The following is a 20,321-nucleotide window of genomic DNA, read 5'->3' as shown; positions in this document are numbered from 1 at the left end:
TCAGCCGAGGGCTGCCTGGAGGTCCAGTCGCCTGACGTCGAGCTTCCGGTAGATCCGGGTCAGGTGCTGTTCCACGGTGCTGACCGTGACGCACAGCTTCCGGGAGATCTCCCGGTTGGTGAACCCTTCGGCGGCCAGCTCGGCCACCCTCCGCTCCGCACTGGTCAGTTCGGCGTCCGGAGTGGCCGGTCCTGGCCGCTCCGGCGGTTCGAGGACGGTGGCGGGCGCGGGCGCGCTGCCCCAGCGCCGGGCCAGCAGCTCCGCCTTGCGGGCCAGCAGCCGGGCGCGTTCCGCCTCGCCCCCTTCGCGTACGGCAACAGCCTGGTCGGCGACCGCCCGCGCAAGCTCGAAGGTGTCGCCGCTCTCCCGGAGCACCGCCACGGCCTCGTCGAGGAGTTCGGCCCGGGCCGGCGCGGGGGACGTGGCCGCCCGCAGGCGCAGCGTCATGCCCCAGGTGCGGCCGTCGGCGGGCGTGGGCAACGACAGCTGGCCGTCGACGAGTTGGCGTGCCAGGAGCGTTTCGCCGAGGGCCAGGTACGCTTCCGCCGCGCCGAGGCGCCACGGCTCCAGCGCGGGCAGGTCCACTCCCCAGCTGCTCATGCGGGTCCCGCAGGCGTAGAAGTCGCACAGTGCGGCGTAGTGGCAGCCGGTGGCGAGGTGATAGCGGCCCCGGGCCACCAGGTAGTGCAGTCCGGTGCGGGTCTGGAAGACCGCCTGCGGCACGGGCCGTTCCAGGAGGGCCGCCGCCCCGTCGACATCGCCGAGGGCCGCCTTGGCCTGTACGGCGGCTGCCAGCGGCAGGCCGATCGCGGCGCCCCAGCCCTTCGGTCCGAGCAGGGCGAGGGCGGTTTCGGCGCGCTGTTCCGCCGCGGCCGGGTCACCCTGCCGCAGGTGGAGCAGGGCACGCCACGCGGTGAACAGGGCCCGCCAGGTGGGGCTGTTGCGCTCGTCGGCCTGGGCGACGAGGCCGTCGCACCAGGCGGCCGCGCGGTGCGGCCGGTCGCGGTAGGTGAGGGCGGCCAGCGCGGCCGTCTGGACCGCGATGGTGCGGGGGCCGAGCCGGTAGCGGTTCAGGGCGCGCTCGGCGGCCTCGGTGGCGTCGCGTTCGCCGCCGTGCAGCAGGTCGTTCATCAGCGTGCCCGCGCCTTGGAGCTCCGGCGTGACCGCCGGCGGGGTCGAGCGCTGCGGGGACAGGGCGCCGGAGCCCAGGCGCTCCTTGACGTGCCCGGGGTAGAGGTAGGCGCCCCACAGCCATGGGGTGTCCAGGTCCGCGGGGTTCATCGGCGGCGCACCCGCCGGGTTGGGCCCGGGCCCGGTGAGCGTGCCGATGGCATCCAGGCCTTCCTCGACCCGCCCGTGCCAGAGCAGGTGGGTGGGGAGGGGCGGGGTGGTCGGGATGAGGGTGGGGGTGGGGGTGGCTGTGGGTGCCGCTGTGGGTGAGGGGTCCGTTTGTGGGGTTACGGCTGCGGGGTTCGTGTGTGGGGCCACGGCTGCGGGGTCGGGCAGGTGGCGCAGGACCTTTGCTGGGTCGAGCCGCCACTCGGCGTCGGCGAGCGCGCCGACGACCGCGGCGCGCTGCGCGGCGTCCCGGCACCGCTGGTGGGCCGCGCGCAGATATTCGACGCCGGTCTCCACCCGGTCCTTGTCCAGGGCGAGTTGGGCCGCTTCCTGGAAGACGGGTACCGCCCACGGGGCGTCGGACCGGTCGGCGGCGACGAGGTGGGCGGCCACTTCGGTGGCCGGTGCCCCCTCCTCGTGCAGGAGGTCGGCGACCCGTCCGTGCAGGGCGCGGCGTTCCTCGGGCGGCATGCCGTCCAGGACCGCCGCCGCGAACGCCGGGTGGCAGAGGCGGCCCTCGTGCAGCACCTCCGCGACGGTCAGCTGTCGCACGGCCCGCTCGACGGACGCCGCGTCGACATCGAGCAGCCGCCCGACCTGGCCGGGTCCGGCGTGCGCGCCCAACGCGGCTATGGCACAGGCGACTTGGATGACCGGAGTCTCGTGCCGGTACAGAAAACTGAGGACGGCACGGCCGTACGCCTCCCCGGCGCCGCCCGCCGCACGGTGGTCCTCGGCCAGCGCCCGTACGAGGAGCGGGTGGCCCGCGCTCATGCCGTGGACGGCGGGTGTGAGGTCTTGTGCCGTCCGCTCGTCGAGGTGCCGGGCCAGCAAGCCCTCCACGCCCGCCTTCGACAGCGGTTCCAGGCGGATCCGCCGCAGGGCGGGCTCGTGCAGGAACTCGCTGCTCAGCAGGGCGTTCTGCGCTTTCTGATGGGCGTACTCGGTGAACAGCACATGGAGCCGTGCCGACCGCAGCCGACGCACCACGGAGAGCAGGCACTGGAGCGACGCCGCGTCGGCGTGGTGGACGTCGTCGACGGCGACCATGACGGGCCGCTCGGCGAGCAGGTCCCGCAGCACGTCGCACAGGCCTCGCAGGGCGGAGGCGGCCAGGACGGGCTCTCCGCCCGCGCTCGTCTGCCCCACACCCGTCTGCCCCACGCCCGCCCTCCCGTTGGCGTTCGTCCCGTTAGCGTCCGTCTTTCCGGGGGTGGCCGAGGCCTCCTCGTCCCACCACGCCAGCGCGCGCTCAGCGCTGGCCGGGGGCAGGCCGGGGCTGCGTACCAGCTGTTCCAAGACGCCCAGCGGCAGGTCGCGCTCGGCGCGGCAGGCGGTGGCGGTCAGGACGAGGGCGTCGGTGTCGGCGCCGATGCGGTCGGCCCACGCCCGTAGCAGCGCGGTCTTGCCGGTGCCCACCGCGCCGCTGAGCACGACGAGACTGCCGCCGGTGCCCGGGGAGTCTTCGAAGGCGCCCCGCAGAGCGGCCAGCGCCTCGGCCCGCTCGACCAGGCCCGCGAGTCCGTCACCCTGTTCCACAGGGCCCGCCGACCCCACACCCCGCTCCACCGCGCTCACCGCGTGCCCCACTCCCGGTCGATCAGGGCGAACATGTCGTCGGCGCTCGCGGTCGACAGGTCCTCGGGCGCGGCCTGCTCCTCCTCGTCGGCGGGGCCCGCCGCCCCCATGGCGTCGGGCTGCTTCCACAGCAGCGTCTGTAGACGCCGGACCAGGCCCTTGCGGCGGGGGTCGTCGGCCGGCAGGTCGGTGAGGGCCGCCTCCAGGTCGTCCAGGTGGGCGGCCACGGGAAGCTCTGCCGCGCCTCCGTCGGGCAGCACCCTGTCCAGCAGGTGTTCGGCGAGCGCGCGGGGTGTGGGGTAGTCGTAGACCAGGGTGGCGGGCAGCCGGAGCCCGGTGGCGGCGCGCAGCCGGTTGCGCAGCTCCACGACCACGAGGGAGTCGAAGCCCAGGTCCTTGAAGGCCTTCTCGGGCGCCACGTCCTGGCCCGGCTCGTAGCGCAGGACGGCGGCCACCTGTTTGCGGACCAGGTCGAGAAGTGCCCCGGTCCGCTCCCGCACGGGCAGGGCCGTCAGTTCGCGGCGGAGGGCCGAGGCGTTCTCCGAGGCCTCGGCGCTCTCCGAGGAGGCGTCGAGGACCCGCTGGGCCGCGGGGATCCCGTCGAGCAGCCGGGTGGGCCTGGCCAGCGTGAACAGCGGTGCGAACCGCTCCCACTCGATGTCGGCGACCAGCGTGTGCCCCTTGCCGCCGTCGAGCGCCGCGCGCAGGGCGCCGAGCGCCAACTGCGGTTCCAGCGGAGGCAGTCCCTGCCTTCGGGACAGCCCGGCGGCGCCACGCGCCACGTCCCCGTCGTCCGGCAGATCCCAGATGCCCCACCCCACCGAGACCGTCCGGGGGCTCGCGGCATCGGCCCCGGCCCGTTGCGCCAGCGCGTCGAGGTAGGCGTTGGCGGCGGCGTACGCGCCGTGCTCCCTGCTGCCGAGCGAAGCCGTCACGGAGGAGAAGAACAGCACGGTATCCACTGACCCGATGCCGGGCAGTTCGCTCAGCCGCGCGGCGGCGGACACGGCCGCGCCGAGTGCGTCGGGGGTGACCTCGGCCAGCGGCGCGAGCTCGCCGGGCAGCGATGTGTGGATGACGGTCCGTATGGGACGTACGGATATGTCCGTCAGCTCGCTCAGGGACCGCAGGACCGTCAGCTCGGTGCCGTGTTCGGCGGCTTCCGCGGCGAGGTCGTCGTTCCGGCCGGGACCACGGGTGTCGGCGGGGCCCGTGTCCAGGAGTACGACGTGTTCGGCGCCGGACGCGGCGAGCCACCGTACGACTTGATCGGCCAGGTGGCCGACGCCTCCGGTGACGAGGACGGCACCATGCGGCTGCCACTCCCCGGAGGTCGCGTCGGTGGAGGCTGCACCTCCGGACACGTCGGGGGTCACGTCCGGGGTCGCGTCGGGCACCAGGCGACGGCCGAGGACCGCGCCCCGGCGCAGCGCGACCTGATCCTCGCCACCGTCTCCGCGCAGAACCGCATACAACGCGCTCGCGTCGAGCGACTCCGGGTCGGTGGGCAGGTCGACCAGGCCGCCCCACAGCTCCGGGTGTTCCAGAGCGGCCACGCGTCCGAGTCCCCAGATCGGGGCCTGCGACGGGGAGACGAGCGGATCGGCGTCGCCGCACGACACGGCACCGCGCGTGGCACACCAGAGAGGCGCTTCGACGCCCGCGTCCAGCAGACCGTGCAGCAGCGTCAAGGTGCCGGTGAGGCCGTGGGACGCAAGAGAGCTGCTACCGGAACTGGTATTGGTATTGGAAGTGGTGTCGGAACTGGTGGCCGGTACCTCGGCGAGAGCCAGCAGGGAGAGCACTCCTCCGAGCTGGATGGTGTCGTCCGCACAGCTTGCCCGCCATGCCTGGACCAGGTCTGCCATGTCCGCCCGGTCGGCGTCCGGGCCGGCCTCGACGATACGTACCGGCGCGCCCGCCTCCTCCAACACCCGGGCACAGGCTTGCGGCCAAGTACCCGACCCGTGCGTGGGAGCCACGATCAGCCACGCCCCGAGGCCCGTGTCGGCGTCGGGACCCGCGCCGGCGCCCGGAACAGATGTCGGCAGCTCGACGCGCCGCCAGTCGACCCGGTACCGCCAGGCATCGACGATCGACCGCTCACGTCGCTCGCGCCGCCACGCGGACAGCGCCGGGAACACCGTCTCCAGAGCCGCCCGGTGCTCGTCGTCCTTGAGGTGCAGGGTGTGGCACAGCGCCTGGAAGTCCGCACCTTCGACGGCGGCCCAGAACCCGGCCTCCTCACCGTCCGCCGAGGACACGGCCTCGGGCGCCGCGATGTCCGCCAGCCAGAAGCGCCGCCCTTGGAAGGCGTAGGTGGGCAGGTCGACGGTGCGGGGGGCGGGGTCGTCTGGGAAGTACGCCGACCAGTCCACGCCGATACCGGCCACGTGGAGGGCGGCCATGGCGTGCGCGAAGGCCACGTCGTCCGGCCGGTCAGGGTGGAGGGACGCGGTGACGACCGGCTCGGGGGCTTCCGGATCGGTGATGTGGTCCACGGTGTGCTGGGCGGCGGTGGCCAGTACGGGGCCGGGGCCGAGTTCGACGAACGCGCGCGCCTCTGCGCCCACTTGGGCGACTCCGGGCTGGAAGAGCACTGTCTGGCGTACATGCCTCGCCCAGTACTCCGGGGATGTGATCTCCTCGCCGGCCCGCTCTCCGGAGACGTTGCTCATGAGCGGGATCGACGGCTGCCTGAACTTGACCTCTCGTATCGCCTCGGTGAACTCGCCGAGCATCGGCTCCATCAACGCCGAGTGGAAAGCATGACTCACGCTCAGCGCCTTCGTCTTACGCCCACGCTCCCGCCACACCCCAGCAATCCGAGCCACCTCATCCGACGGCCCCGAAATCACCGTCGAGTCAGGTGTGTTGACCGCCGCCACACTCACGGACGAACCATCCACATCCGCGGCCAGTTCGGCGGGCGTGGCTTGCACCGCGCACATCGCCCCACCCTCAGGCAACCCACCCATCAAACGCGCCCGCGCCCCCACCACCCGACACGCATCCGCCAGATCGAAAACCCCCGCCACATGCGCGGCCGCAATCTCACCGATCGAATGCCCGAGCACCACATCCGGCCGCACCCCGACCGACTCCCACAACCGGGCCAACCCCACCTGCAGCGCAAACAACCCCGCCTGCGCCCACACCGTGTGATCCAACCGCTCCCTCGGGCCACGGAACACCACCTCCCGCAACCCACCCGCCTCCACGCCCAACGGCCCCTCCAACAGGCCGCACACCTCATCAAACGCAGCCGCGAACACCAGGAACCGCTCATACAAACCAGCACCCATACCGACCAACTGGCTGCCCTGACCACTGAACAGCCACACCACATCACCGCTCGCAGCAACCCCGTCATCACGAGACCGCGTCACAGCCGGGTGCTCCTCACCGGCGGCCAACGCAGCGAGCCCCGCCAGCAGTTCAGCCCTCTCACGCCCCGCCACCACCGCCCGCTGCTCGAACAGCGCACGCGACCGCAGCAAAGACCAGCCCACGTCGGCGAGCGGCGCGCGGAACGACGCGTCACTGGCAAAGTCACGCAGGCGTAGTGCCTGATCGCGCAGAGCCTGCGGACTACGCGCTGACACCACCCACGGCACCACGAGGCCCTCGGAGGCGCCGGGGGCCTCGGCGCCTTCCGGGGCGTCGTCGACCGTGTCGGAGGGGGCGGGGGCCTGTTCCACGATCAGGTGGGCGTTCGTGCCGCTGATGCCGAAGGAGGAGACCCCCGCGCGGCGGGGGCGGTCGGCCCGTGGCCACGGCACGGGGTCGGTGAGCAGCCGCACTCCCCCGCCCTCCCAGTCCACGTGGGGCGTGGGCCGGTCGATGTGCAGGGAGGCGGGCAGCTCGCCGTGGCGCATCGCCATCACCATCTTGATGACGCCCGCGACGCCCGCGGCGGCCTGCGTGTGGCCGATGTTCGACTTCACGGAGCCGAGCCACAGCGGCCGGTCGGCGGGGCGGTCCTTTCCGTACGTCGCGAGGAGTGCGTTCCCTTCGATCGGGTCGCCGAGCGTGGTGCCGGTGCCGTGTGCCTCCACGGCGTCGACGGCGTCCGGGGTGACGCGGGCGTTGGTCAGGGCCTGGCGGATCACGCGTTCCTGGGCGACGTCGTTCGGGGCGGTCAGGCCGTTGCTCGCGCCGTCCTGGTTGACGGCCGATCCGCGTACGACGCCGAGGACTTGATGTCCGTTGCGGCGGGCGTCGGAGAGGCGTTCCAGGAGGATCAGGCCGACGCCCTCGGAGAATCCGGTGCCGTCGGCGGCCTCGGCGAACGGCTTGCAGCGGCCGTCCGGTGCGAGTCCGCGCTGGCGTGAGAACTCCACGAACGCCGTCGGCGTGGACAGTACGGTCACGCCTCCCGCCACCGCCAGGCCGCAGTCGCCCTGGCGCAGGGCCTGGCAGGCGAGGTGGATCGCGACCAGCGATGCCGAGCACGCCGTGTCGAGCGTCACGGCCGGGCCCTCCAGGCCGAAGGTGTAGGCGATGCGGCCGGAGATGACGCTGGAGAGGGTTCCCGTGGTGGCGTAGCCCTCGACCTCCGGCGGGACCCGGCTCCCGGACATGTGGTCCTGGCTGGACACCCCCGCGTACACGCCGGTGAGGGTGTCCTTGAGCGTGGCGGGGTCGATGCCCGCCCGCTCGAACAGTTCCCACGACACTTCGAGGAGCACCCGTTGCTGCGGGTCGGCGGCGAGCGCCTCTCGCGGGTTGATGCCGAAGAAGTCGGCGTCGAAGCGGGCGGCGTCCCGCAGGAATCCGGCCTCTCGTACGTAGGTCGTGCCGGGGTGGTCCGGGTCGGGGTGGTAGAGGCCGGCCACGTCCCAGCCGCGGTCGGTGGGGAACTCCTCGATGGCGTCACCGCGCGAGACGACCAGGTCCCACAGCTGCTCGGGGGAGGCCACCCCGCCCGGGTAGCGGCAGGCCATCGCGACGATGGCGATCGGTTCCCGCTGGCGCTCCTCCACGTCGCGCAGGCGCTGACGGGTCTGGCCGAGATCCGCGGTCACTCGCTTCAGGTAGTGGCGGAGCTTGTCCTCGGTACCCGGCATGTCGTTCGTACCCGGCATGTCTTCTCCACTCCTGATCAAGAAGGCAGTTCTCGGTCGATCAGCTCAAAGAGCTCGTCGTCGGAGGCGGACTCGAGGTCTCGGTTGTCGACGGCGTCGCCGTCGGCGTCGCTCGCGCCGGCCGCGTGGTCCGAGCGGGCCGAAGTGTCGTCCAGGCGCCACAGCAGGTTCTGCAGGCGTGCCGCCAGGCGGGTCCGGGTGCTCTCGTCGTGCGCGTGCCCCGCGATCACCGTCTCCAGCTTGTCCAGTTCACCGAAGAGCGGCGCGGCCGGGTCGGCCCCCGCGGGGGCCAGCTGTGCGCGCAGTTCGTCGGCGATGGCCGACGGGGTCGGGTGCCGGAAGATGAACGTGGCGGGCAGGCGCAGGCCGGTGGAGGCGGAGAGGCGGTTGCGCAGTTCGACCGCGGTGAGGGAGTCGAAGCCGAGATCCTGGAAGGCGGCGTCGGCGCGTACGGCGTCGGTGCCCGCGTGCCCGAGGACGGCTGCCGCGTGCGTCCGTACCAGGTCGAGGAGGGTGCGGTGCTGTTCCTCGGCGGTCAGCACGGACAGCTTCGCGGCCCAGTCGACGTTCTGCCGGGCGGTGGCGGCCGCCGGTCGTGCCGGGCCGCCGCCCCGACCGCCGCCTCGGCCGCCTCCCTGGTCTCCGGCGAAGGCGCGCAGGAGGGCGGGGAGGGCCGGGGCGGGTTTGTGCGCCAGGACGCGGGTGTCGAGGTCGACGGCGACGAGGTGGGGGCGGCCGTGGCGGTGCGCGGCGTCGAGCAGGGCGAGACCGTGTGCGCTGGTCATCGCCTTGACGCCGATGCGTGCCATGCGGGCCATGTCGGTGCCGCTCAGGGTGCCGGTCATGCCCTGGGAAGTGCCGTCGGCGGCAATTCCCGTCTTGGCGTCGGCGGCAACATCCGGTTTGGCGTCGGCGGCAACACCCGCCTTGGCGTCGGCGGCAACACTCGGCTTGGCGTCCGGTGCCTCCCAGAGGCCCCAGCCGACCGACAGGCCGGCCTGGCCCGTGGCCCGTCGGCGCTGCATCAGCGCGTCGCAATAGGCGTTCGCGGCGGCGTAGTTGGCCTGGCCCGGACTGCCGAGTGTGGCGGCCGCCGAGGAGAACACCACGAACAGACCAAGGCGCATCTCCTGGGTCGCCTCATGGAGATTCGCCGCGGCAGCGGCTTTGGCCGCCCACACCCGCGCCAGTCCCTCAGGCGTCTGCGCGGTCACGATCCCGTCCTCCAGCACGCCCGCCGCGTGCACGACACCCGTCAGCGGATGCGAGGGATCCGTCTTGCCGACCAGCTCCACCACCGAGGCCGGGTCGCTGACATCGGCCGCCGCGACGGTCACCTCGGCGCCCAAGTCCGACAGCCTGTCGGCGAGTTCGCTGCTGCCGGGGGCGTCCAGTCCACGGCGGCTGGCCAGCAGCAGGTGCCGTACGCCCCACTCCCGCACCAGATGCTCGGCCACGACCTGCCCCAGCGCCCCCGTGCCTCCGGTGATCAGGACGGTCCCGTCGGGGTCGAGCGGCGCGGGCACGTCGAGTACGAGTTTGCCGGTGTGCTTGGCCTGACTCATGAACCGGAACGCCTCACGCGCCTTGTCCAGCGGCCAGGAACGCACCGGCAGAGGGTCAAGGGCACCCGAAGCGAACCTCTCGCCCAGCTCACCCATCATGACCGCGATGCGATCCGGCCCCGCGTCGGTGACGAGGTCGTACACGGTGTAGGTGACGCCCGGGTACTCCGCGGCCACCTCCTCCGGCGTGCGCACATCGGTCTTGCCCATTTCCAGGAACCGGCCGCCGTCGCCGAGCAACCGCAGGGAGGCGTCGATGAACTCGCCGGTCAGGCTGTTGAGGACGACGTCCATGCCGCGCCCGTCGGTGGCCTGCCGGAAGGTGTCCTCGAAGGCGAGGTCCCGGGAGGAGGCGCGGTGGGCGGCGTCGATGCCCATCTCTTCCAGTACGGCGTGCTTGGCGGCGCTGGCGGTGGCGAACACCTCGGCGCCCAGGTGACGGGCGATCTGCACCGCCGCCATTCCCACACCACCCGTGGCTGCGTGGATCAGCACGCGCTCGCCCGCCTTCAGACCGGCCAGCTCCACCAACCCGTACCAAGCCGTCAGATACGCGACGGGCATCGCGGCCGCCTGCCGCATGTCCCAGCCCTGCGGAACCGGGGCGACCATGCGTGTGTCCGCCACGGCCGTCGGGCCGAAGGAGCCGTGGAGGACGCCCATCACGCGGTCGCCGACCGACAGGTGGGTGACGCCGGGGCCTGTCTCCGTCACGACACCGGCGCCTTCGCCGCCCAGGCCGACCTGGCCGGGCACCATGCCGAGGCTGACCAGGACGTCGCGGAAGTTGATGCCCGCGGCGTGGATGCCGAGGCGGACCTGGCCGGGGCCCAGGGGTTCCATGACTTCGGGGTACGCGACCGGTGCCACGCTCTCCAGCGTTTCGGCGCTTCCCTTGTCCAGGCGCCAGGCACGCTCGGTGGGCGCCGCGACGAGTCCGCCGCCGGTGGCGCGGACCAGCCGCGGGACGAGCAGCTGTCCGTCGCGCAGGGCGAGTTGGGGTTCGTCGAGTTCCTCGGTGGCGTGACGCAGGGTGGCGTGGGGCAGTTGCCGGCCGTTCAGGTCCGGGTCCAAGTCGCTGCCATTGCCGTCGCCGTTCACGTCCACGTCCACGTCCACGTCGACGTCCACGTCGAGCAGGATGAAGCGGCCCGGGTTCTCGGACTGCGCACTGCGGACCAGGCCCCAAACGGCTGCGGCGGACGCGTCCACATCACCGTCGCCGTCGCCGCCGGTCGCCACGGCGCCGCGCGTCACCACGAGGAGCCGGGACTCGGCCAGCTCCGGCGCGGCCAGGAACTCCTGTACGAGTGACAGCGCCCGCTCCACGACCAGCCGACCGTCAAGACCCTCACGGCGGTCAAAGCCGGCAAGGCCGTCGCCCGCGGACGCATCGACGGGAGCGACCACTGCCCACGGCGCTTCACCACCCGCCGCCGACACCACATCAGCCAGGCTGTCGACACCGTCCGAGAGCACAACCCAGTCGGCATCCCCGTCGGCATCCGTCTGCGGCACATCCGTCCGCGACAGCGGCAGTGGCGTCCAGTCCACCGAGAACAGACCGTCGTCGTGCCCCGGCACGGCCCGCAGTTGCCGGATGTCGGCGGGACGCAATGTCACCGACCCCACGCTCAGGACATCGGTCCCGGTGGCGTCGGCCACCAGTACCTGTACTTCCCGTTCCGCCTCGTCGTGCTCGCCGGGCGAGAGACGTACGCGTACGGTGGCGGCTCCCGCGGCCCGCAAGGAGACCTGGTTCCAGGTGAACGGCAGCCAGACCTTCCCGTCGTCGTCCTGCGCCTCCCCGGGCCAGTCGAGGAGCAGGGCCGGGTGGAGGGTGGCGTCGAGGAGGGCCGGGTGAATGCCGTAGCCGTCATGGGCACCCGCGGCTTCGGGGAGCTCGACCTCGGCCAGCAGATCCTGGCCGTGCCGCCACACGGCACGCAGCCCCTGGAACCCCGGACCGTACGCATAGCCCGCGTCAGCCACGCGCTCGTAGAAGCCTGCCAAGTCCACCGGCACGGCGCCCGCCGCGGGCCACGCCCCGGCCAGTCCGTCGTTCGGAGCGTCGGTGTGCTGGGGAGTGAGGGTGCCGGTCGCGTGGCAGATCCACGAGTCGTCGCCGCCCACAGGGTCCGCGCCAGGACGGCTGTAGATCTGAACACCGCGCCGCCCGTCCTCACCCGCCTCCTCGACCACCACCTGAACCCGCAGACCCGACACCTCAGGCACCACCAAAGGCGCCTGCAACATCAACTCCTCCACCGTCACACAACCGACCTCATCACCGGCCCGCAACGCCCACTCCACCAACGCAGCACCCGGCACCAGAACCGCACCCGCCACCACATGATCAGCAAGCCACGACACCCCAGACCGCGACAGCCGACCGGTCAGCAGACACCCACCCCGGTCCGCGAACTCCACCGCCGCACCCAACAACGGATGCCCCGCCGCCACCAACCCCAAAGTCGCCGCATCCCCACCCCCAGAACGGCCACTCAACCAGAACCGCTCCCGCTGGAACGCATACGTCGGCAACTCCACCAGCCCAGGCACACGATCACCCGCGAACAACACCGACCAGTCCACACCAACACCAGCGGTATGCAGACGAGCCATCGCCTCCACAAACGCCGACTCCTCAGGACGCTCACCGGCCAGCGAGGACACCAGTACCGGATCGGTACCATGCCTATCGGTTACGTCGTCCAGGGTGTGCTGAGCGGCAGTAGTCAGTACGGGGCCGGGGCCGAGCTCGACAAACACGCCTGCCGTGGAAGCCACTTGGGCGATGCCGGGCTGGAAGAGCACTGTCTGGCGTACATGGCGTGCCCAGTACTCCGGGGACGCGATCTCCTCACCCGCCTCCAGACCAGAGACGTTGCTGATCAACGACACCTTCGGTCGCGTGAACTTGACCTCTCGTATTGCTTCCGTGAACTCCGCGAGCATCGGCTCCATCAACGCCGAATGGAAAGCATGACTGACGCTCAGCGCCTTCGTCTTACGCCCACGCTCCCGCCACGCCCCAGCAATGCGATCCACCTCACCTGACGGACCAGAAATCACCGTCGAGTCAGGGGTGTTGACCGCCGCCACACTCACGGACGAACCGTCCACGTCGGCGGCCAGCTCGGCGGGCGTGGCCTGCACCGCGCACATCGACCCACCCTCAGGCAGCCCACCCATCAAACGGGCCCGCGCCCCCACCACCCGGCACGCATCCGCCAGGTCGAAGACCCCCGCCACGTGCGCGGCCGCGATCTCACCGATCGAATGCCCGAGCACCACATCCGGCCGCACCCCGACCGACTCCCACAACCGGGCCAACCCCACCTGCAGCGCAAACAACCCCGCCTGCGCCCACACCGTGTGATCCAACCGCTCCCGCGGGCCACGGAACACCACCTCCCGCAACCCACCCGAACCAACCCCCAGCTCCCCCTCCAACAGGCCGCACACCTCATCAAACGCAGCCGCAAACACCGGGAACCGCCCATACAACCCAGCACCCATACCGACCAACTGACTGCCCTGACCGCTGAACAGCCACACCACATCACCGCTCGCAGCAACCCCGTCCTCACGAGACCGCGTCACAGCCGGGTGCTCCTCACCAGCGGCCAACGCAGCAAGCCCCGCCACCAGTTCAGCCCTCTCACACCCCACCACCACCGCCCGCTGCTCGAACAGCGCACGCGACCGCAGCAGCGACCAGCCCACATCCTGCACCGACACCGTTGAGTCGGCCGCCACCGCATCACGCAGGCGTAGTGCCTGGTCGCGCAGGGCCTGTGGGCTACGGGCCGACACCACCCACGGCACCAAGTACCCGTCAGTCTCCGTCTCGGGAGCCTCACCACAGACGGACGCCGAGTCCTCCCCCAACCCATCGGGAACAGACTCCACGATCACATGCGCATTCGTCCCCGAAGCCCCGAACGACGACACACCCGCCCGACGCGGACGACCCCCCACCTGCGGCCACGGCACCGACTCAACCGCCAACCGCACCGCACCCGAATCCCACTCCACATGCGGCGACGGCACATCCACATGCAAACTCGCCGGCACCACACCATGCCGCATCGCCATCACCATCTTGATGACACCCGCAACACCCGCAGCCGCCTGCGTATGACCAATATTCGACTTCACCGACCCCAACCACAACGGGCGATCGGCTGGGCGCCCCTGCCCATACGTGGCCAGCAGAGCCTGCGCCTCGATCGGATCACCCAACGTGGTACCCGTCCCATGCCCCTCCACCACATCAACATCCACCGACGACAACCCACCACTGGCCAACGCCTGACGAATCACCCGCTCCTGCGAGGGACCATTCGGCGCCGTCAACCCATTACTCGCACCGTCCTGATTCACCGCCGAACCCCGCACCACACCCAACACCCGACGCCCATGACGCCGCGCATCCGACAACCGCTCAAGGAGCAACACACCAACACCCTCACCCCAGCCGGTGCCGTCGGCGGCGGCCGCGAACGGCTTGCAGCGGCCGTCAGGGGCCAGGCCTCGCTGGCGCGAGAATCCGGTGAACACCTCGGGCGTGGCCATGACGGTCACGCCGCCTGCCAGGGCGAGAGTGCACTCGCCCTGTCGCAGTGCTTGCGCGGCCAGGTGGATGGAGACCAGGGACGAGGAGCACGCGGTGTCGACCGTCACCGCCGGACCCTCAAGCCCCAGGGTGTAGGCGACGCGGCCGGAGACGACGCTGCCGGAGCCGGCGAGCATGGAGTAGCCCTCCAGTTGGGCGTCCTGGGCGAGGCCTGCCGCGTAGTCGTGGTACATCACGCCGACGTACGTGCCGGTCGGGGTGCCCTTGAGCGTCGTCGGATCGATACCCGCACGCTCCAACACCTCCCACGACGCCTCCAGCAACAGCCGCTGCTGCGGATCCATCGCCAGCGCCTCCCGCGGATTGATCCCGAAGAACGCCGCATCGAAATCACCCGCGTCAGGAAGGAAGGCCCCTTCGTCGGCGTAACTCGTGCCGGGGTGGTCCGGGTCCGGGTGGAAGAGCCGTTCGAGGTCCCAGCCGCGGCCCGTCGGGAAGGCGCCGACCGTGTCCACGCCCGCCGCGACCAGGTCCCAGAGGCCTTCCGGTGAGGTCGCTCCGCCCGGGTACTTGCAGGCCATCGCGACGATCGCCACCGGGTCGTCCGTCGTGGCTGCGGAAGGCGCCACGGGTGCGATGGGCGTGGCGGGGGTGGTGGTCCGGCCGCTCAGGCGCGTGCCGAGGTACGCCGCCAGCGCCTGGGGGGTGGGGTGGTCGAAGGCCAGGGTGGCGGGCAGGCGGAGGCCGCTCGCCGCCGAGAGGCGGTTGCGCAGCTGCACCGCAGTGAGCGAGTCGAAGCCGAGGTCCTTGAAGTTGGCCTCGGTGCGTACGTCGGCCGCCGACCGGTGGCCGAGCACGGCCGCGACGCATTCGCGTACGACGTCGGTGACGACAGCCCGGCGCTCGGCCTCGTCCAGGCCGGTGAGGCGCCGCTCCAGCGCGGCCTGGTCGACGGTGGAGTCGGTGGCCGCCCTGCGGCGGGTCCGGCCCGCCAGGTCGCGGAGGATCGCGGGTACGTCGTCCCTGTTCAGTCCGCGTACGTCGATACCGACCGCGACCACCAGCGAGGTGTGCGCGGCGGTGGCGCGCGCCGCGTCGAGGAGGGCGAGGCCCTGCTCGTCCAGCAGGGGCTTGACCCCGCCGGCGCGCAGCCGCGCGAGGTCGGCGTCGTCCAGGTGCCGGGTCATGGCGCTGCCGCGCGCCCACAGGCCCCAGGCGATCGACAGGCCGGGCAGGCCGGTGGCGCGACGGCGGCCGACCAGGGCGTCGACGAAGGCGTTGGCGGCCGCGTAACCGGCCTGGCCCGCGTTGCCGAGGACACCGGCGGCGGACGAGAACATCAGGAACAAGCCGAGCGGCAGCTCCGACGTGGCCGCGTCCAGGTTGGCGGCGACGGATGCCTTGGCCGCCCACACCCTGGCCAGCTGGTCGGAGGTCTGCGCGGTGACCACGGCGTCGTCCAGGACGCCGGCCGCGTGGATCACACCGGTGAGGGGGTGCGCCGGGTCGACCGACGCGACGAGGTCCGCGGTGGCCCGCCCGTCCGTCAGGTCGGCCGCGACGATCCGTACCGTCGCACCCAGGCCGGTCAGCCGGTCGGCGAGGTCGCGGGCGCCCGGCGCGTCGGGCCCTTGCCGGCTGACGAGCAGCAGGTGCCGCACTGACCAGGCGCGGACCAGGTGTTCGGCGACGAGACCACCCATCATGCCGGTGCCGCCCGCGATGAGGACGGTGCCGTCGGGGTCCAGGGTCGCGCCGGGTCCAGATCCGGTGTCGGACTGTGTCTCGGGTGCGGGGGTGGCGGCTCGGGCGAGGCGGGGAGCCAGCAGTTCTCCCGCGCGCACGGCCAGTTGTGGCTCCCCGGCGGCGAGGGCCCGCGCGATGACAGTTCGGTCCGTATCCGATGCGGTGCTGTGGTCAGTACTGGTGTCGGTGTTGGGGCCGGGGTCGGCGTTGGCCTTCGCGTCGGTGTCCAACAGAACGAAGCGGTCCGGGTGTTCGGCCTGTGCGCTGCGGATCAGTCCCCACAGGGCGGCGGCCGGGACGTCGAGGGGTGCGGCGTTCACGTCGTCGTCCGCCGGGGTCGTCACCGCGTGGTGGGTGATGAGGACGAGCCGGGTCTCGGCGAGGCGGGGTTCGGCGAGCCAGTCCCGCAGCAGGTGCAGGGTGCGCTCGGCAACCGCCCGGCCGGACGCGTCGAGCGTCGCGTCCGCTGTGGTGTTCGGTGTGGCGTGCGGTGTGGTTGTGGTCTCCACGAAGACGGTCGCGGGGGCCTGCATTCCCTCGTCCAGCGCGGCCGACAGGGATGCCATGTCGGGATGCCGGGGCATGTCTGCTCCGGCCCAGCCGGGTACGTCCTGACCGAGCACCGCCCAGCCGTCGTCTGCGGCGTGCTCCGCCACGTCCGCCGGGGGCAGAGCGGTCCACTCCACCGTGAACAAACCGTTGGTGCCGCTGCCCGCCCGACCGGCCGTGCGCAGCAGTTCGGGGTCGGCGGGGCGCAGCGCGAGGGAGTCCACGCTCAGCACCGGCGCTCCGGTGGCGTCGGCGACCGTCACGCGCAGCCCGGCGCTGTCGTCCGTCTCCCCTCCCCCGTGCGGGGTCAGCCGTACCCTCACGGTCGCGGCGCCGGTGGCCCACAGGGAGACGCCGTTCCACACGAACGGCAGGCGAAGGGTGGGCTGGGCTGGCTCTTGCTCTTCGCCGGGCGCGTTCTGGTCGAGCAGCAGCGCCGGGTGCAGCGCGGCGTCCAGCAGTACGGGGTGGATGCCGAAGTCGTCGTGCGCACCCGCCTGTTCGGGCAGCTCCACCTCTGCCAGCAGATCCTGCCCGTGCCGCCACACGGAGCGCAGGCCCCGGAACGACGGCCCGTACTCGTATCCCGCCGATGCCGCCTGCTCGTAGAGATCACTGATCTCCAGCGGCTCGGCGCCCGTCGGCGGCCACTGTCCGCTCAGCCCGTCCGGTACCGCACCGGGCTCGGGGCTCAGCACACCGGTCGCGTGACACGACCACCCCTCGTCCTGCCCCGCGGCCTCGTCGTCCGAGTCGACACGCGAGAAGACGCGCACCTCACGCCGGCCGCCCTGTCCGTCGGCCGGACCCACGACCACTTGGACCTGGAGGCCCCCGGAGCCGGGCAGCACCAGAGGTGCCTGGAGCGTCAGCTCCTCAAGGGAGGGGCAACCCGCCTCGTCGGCGGCCCGCAACGCCCACTCGACCAGCGTGGCACCGGGGACGAGCGTCGTGCCCGCCACCGCGTGATCCGCGAGCCAACCGCCACCACCACCGGACGCCGCGAGCCGTCCGGTCAGCACGAGCGCACCATCGGCGAGACCGAGCGCCGCGGGCAAGAGCGAGTGTTCCACCCGCCGCAGTCCGGCCGACCGCACATCTCCGACACCGTCCACCGGCAGCCAGTAGCTGCGGCGCTGGAAGGCGTAGGTGGGCAGGTCGATGGTGCGGGGGGTGGGGTCGGCCGGGAACCAGCGTCGCCAGTCGACGTCGGCGCCGGCGGTGAAGGCGTGGGCGGCGGCTCGGGTGAGCTGGGTGGTGTCACCGTGGTCGCGGCGCAGGGTGGGCACGACCGTGGCAGGGATGTCCGCCTGCTCGATGGTCTCCTCCATGCCCAGGCCCAGCACGGGGTGGGCGCTGGCCTCGATGAAGAGGCGGTAGCCGTCCGCGAGAAGGGCTTCGATGGTGTCGGCGAAACGGACGGGCTGGCGGAGGTTGGTGACCCAGTAATCCGTGTCGAGGGCCGTGGTGTCCGTGAGGCGCTCGGCGGTGACCGTCGAGTAGAACGCCACGTCGGTGGCGGTCGGCTGGATATCGGCGAGCCGGTCGGTGAGGAGATCACGGAGCTGGTCGATCTGGGGACCGTGAGAGGCGTACCCGACGTCGATGACCCGGGCGCGCAGACCACGTGCCTCCGCATCCGCGACCACGGCTGCCACATGCTCCGGCGGCCCTGAAATCACTGTCGAGGACGGCCCGTTGACCGCTGCGATGCATACGCCGGGCCGATCACCGATGAGCTCAGCCGCCTGCTCCGAGCTGGTGCCCAACGACGCCATGTCGCCGTGCCCTTGCAGCTGACGAAGCGCGTCACTACGTACGGCTACGATCCGCGCCGCATCCTCCAAAGACAGTGCCCCCGCGACACACGCAGCAGCCATCTCACCCTGCGAATGCCCCACCACAGCGGCCGGAGTGACCCCGTAATCCGCCCAGACGGCGGCCAGCGAGACCATCACCGCCCACAGCACGGGCTGCACGACCTCGACCCGGGACAGTTCACTCCCGTCCCCGCGCAGGACATCACTCAGCGACCAGTCCACATGCGCCGACAGCGCCCGCTCACACTCCGCGATCCGCGCCGCGAACACCGGCGACTCGTCAAGGAGCTGGGCACCCATGCCCACCCACTGCGACCCCTGCCCCGGAAACACCAACACCGGCCCAGGACCCACATCACCGGCCACCCCGGCCACTACATCCGCCGACTCCTCACCCGCGGCCAACGCCGCCAGGCCGGTCGTCAGCGCATCCCGATCACGCCCCACCACCACAGCGCGGTGTTCAAGGATCGCCCTGCTCGTGGTCAGTGACCACCCGACGTCAGCGGTCGACGGATCTGTGTCGGCCACGAACTCGCCCAGGCGCCGCGCCTGTTCGCTCAACGCCTCCTCGGTCCGCGCGGAGACCACCCACGGCACCACCCCGTCCGGCTCCGCAGCCACGGGGGCCGGCACGTCCTCCTCCGGCGGTGCCTCCTCCAGGACCACGTGCGCGTTGGTGCCCGAGATGCCGAAGGAGGAGATTCCGGCGCGGCGCGGGCGTTCGCCGCGCGTCCACGGGACCGGTTCGGTCAGGAGGCGTACGCCGCCGCCCTCCCACTGGACGTGCGGGGTCGGCTCATCGACGTTCAGGGTCGCGGGGAGCAGTTCGCGCTGCAGCGCCATCACCATCTTGATGACTCCGGCGACGCCCGCGGCGGCCTGCGTGTGGCCGATGTTGGACTTGACCGAGCCGAGCCACAGGGGACGGTCGTCCTCGCGCTCCTTGCCGTAGGTGGCGATGAGCGCCTCGGCCTCGATGGGGTCGCCGAGCCTGGTGCCGGTGCCGTGCGCCTCGACGACGTCGATCTCCGACGTGGAGAGGTGGGCGCTGGAGAGTGCCTGGCGGATGACGCGGCGCTGCGAGGGGCCGTTGGGCGCGGTGAAGCCGTTGCTCGCGCCGTCCTGGTTGATCGCCGAACCCCGGATCACCGCGAGGACCTTGTGGCCCTTCCTGCGGGCGTCGGAGAGGCGCTCCAGGAGGATCAGGCCCGCGCCCTCGCCCCAGCCAGTGCCGTCGGCCGCGGCGGCGAACGGCTTGCAGCGGCCGTCGGGGGCCAGACCCCGCTGACGCGAGAAGCCCGTGAACACCTCGGGGGTGGACATGACGGTGACGCCGCCCGCGAGGGCGAGGTCGCACTCGCCCTGGCGCAGGGCGTTGGCCGCCAGGTGCATCGCAACCAGCGAGGAGGAGCACGCTGTCTCGACGGTCACCGCCGGGCCCTCCAGGCCGAGCGTGAAGGAGAGGCGGCCCGAGAGGACGCTGGGCGCGGTGCCCGCGTAGCCCTCGGTCGCCTTGCCGCCGGGGTCACCCTGGGTCTGGTTGCCGGTGGTCGCGGCGCCGACGTAGACGCCGGTGGGGCTGCCCTTGAGCGAGGCGGGGTTGATGCCCGCTCGTTCGAGGGCCTCCCAGGACGTCTCCAGGAGCAGTCGCAGTTGCGGGCTGCTGGCCAGAGCTTCGCGCGGGCTGAAGCCGAAGAAGTCGGAGTCGAACCGGTCGGGAGCGGCGAGGAACCCGCCCTCCCGGACGTAGCAGGTACCCGGGTGGTCGGGGTCCGGGTGGTAGATGCCTTCCAGGTCCCAGCCCCGGTCGGTGGGGAAGGGCTCGATGGCGTCGTCGCCGGCCGCGACCAGCTCCCACAGTCCCTCGGGCGTCTCGATGCCGCCGGGGAAACGGCAGGCCATTCCGACGACGGCCACCGGCTCCTGCCGCCGGTCCTCGACCTCGCGCAGACGCTGCCGGGTGTCGTGCAGTTCGGCGGCGACCCGCTTGAGGTAGTCGACCAGTTCCTCTTCACTCGCCATGAGAGTTCACCCAGCCTTCAGCGTGGTTGTC

General features: G+C 72.0%; 3 protein-coding genes. All 3 read right to left on the bottom strand.

From position 1 onward, the window contains the following. Window positions 1–2,916, bottom strand: a complete 2,916-nt coding sequence (locus tag ACZ7LU_RS06120) for a helix-turn-helix transcriptional regulator (RefSeq protein ID WP_471915840.1) — start codon at window positions 2,914–2,916, stop codon at window positions 1–3. After that, a complete protein-coding gene (locus ACZ7LU_RS06115; protein ID WP_471916490.1) occupies window positions 2,913–7,943 on the bottom strand; it encodes a type I polyketide synthase in 5,031 nt (1,676 codons plus the stop codon). The genes ACZ7LU_RS06120 and ACZ7LU_RS06115 overlap by 4 nt, the downstream gene beginning before the upstream one ends. A 77-nt stretch (window positions 7,944–8,020) precedes the next feature. After that, window positions 8,021–20,290, bottom strand: coding sequence for an SDR family NAD(P)-dependent oxidoreductase (locus ACZ7LU_RS06110; protein WP_471915839.1), 12,270 nt, complete (start codon window positions 20,288–20,290; stop codon window positions 8,021–8,023). Between the last annotated feature and the right edge of the window lie 31 nt (window positions 20,291–20,321).

The organism is Streptomyces sp. NPDC039462, assembly GCF_055639375.1.
The sequence above is the reverse complement of the archived record's forward strand: the minus strand, read 5'-3'. Positions and strand labels throughout refer to the sequence as shown.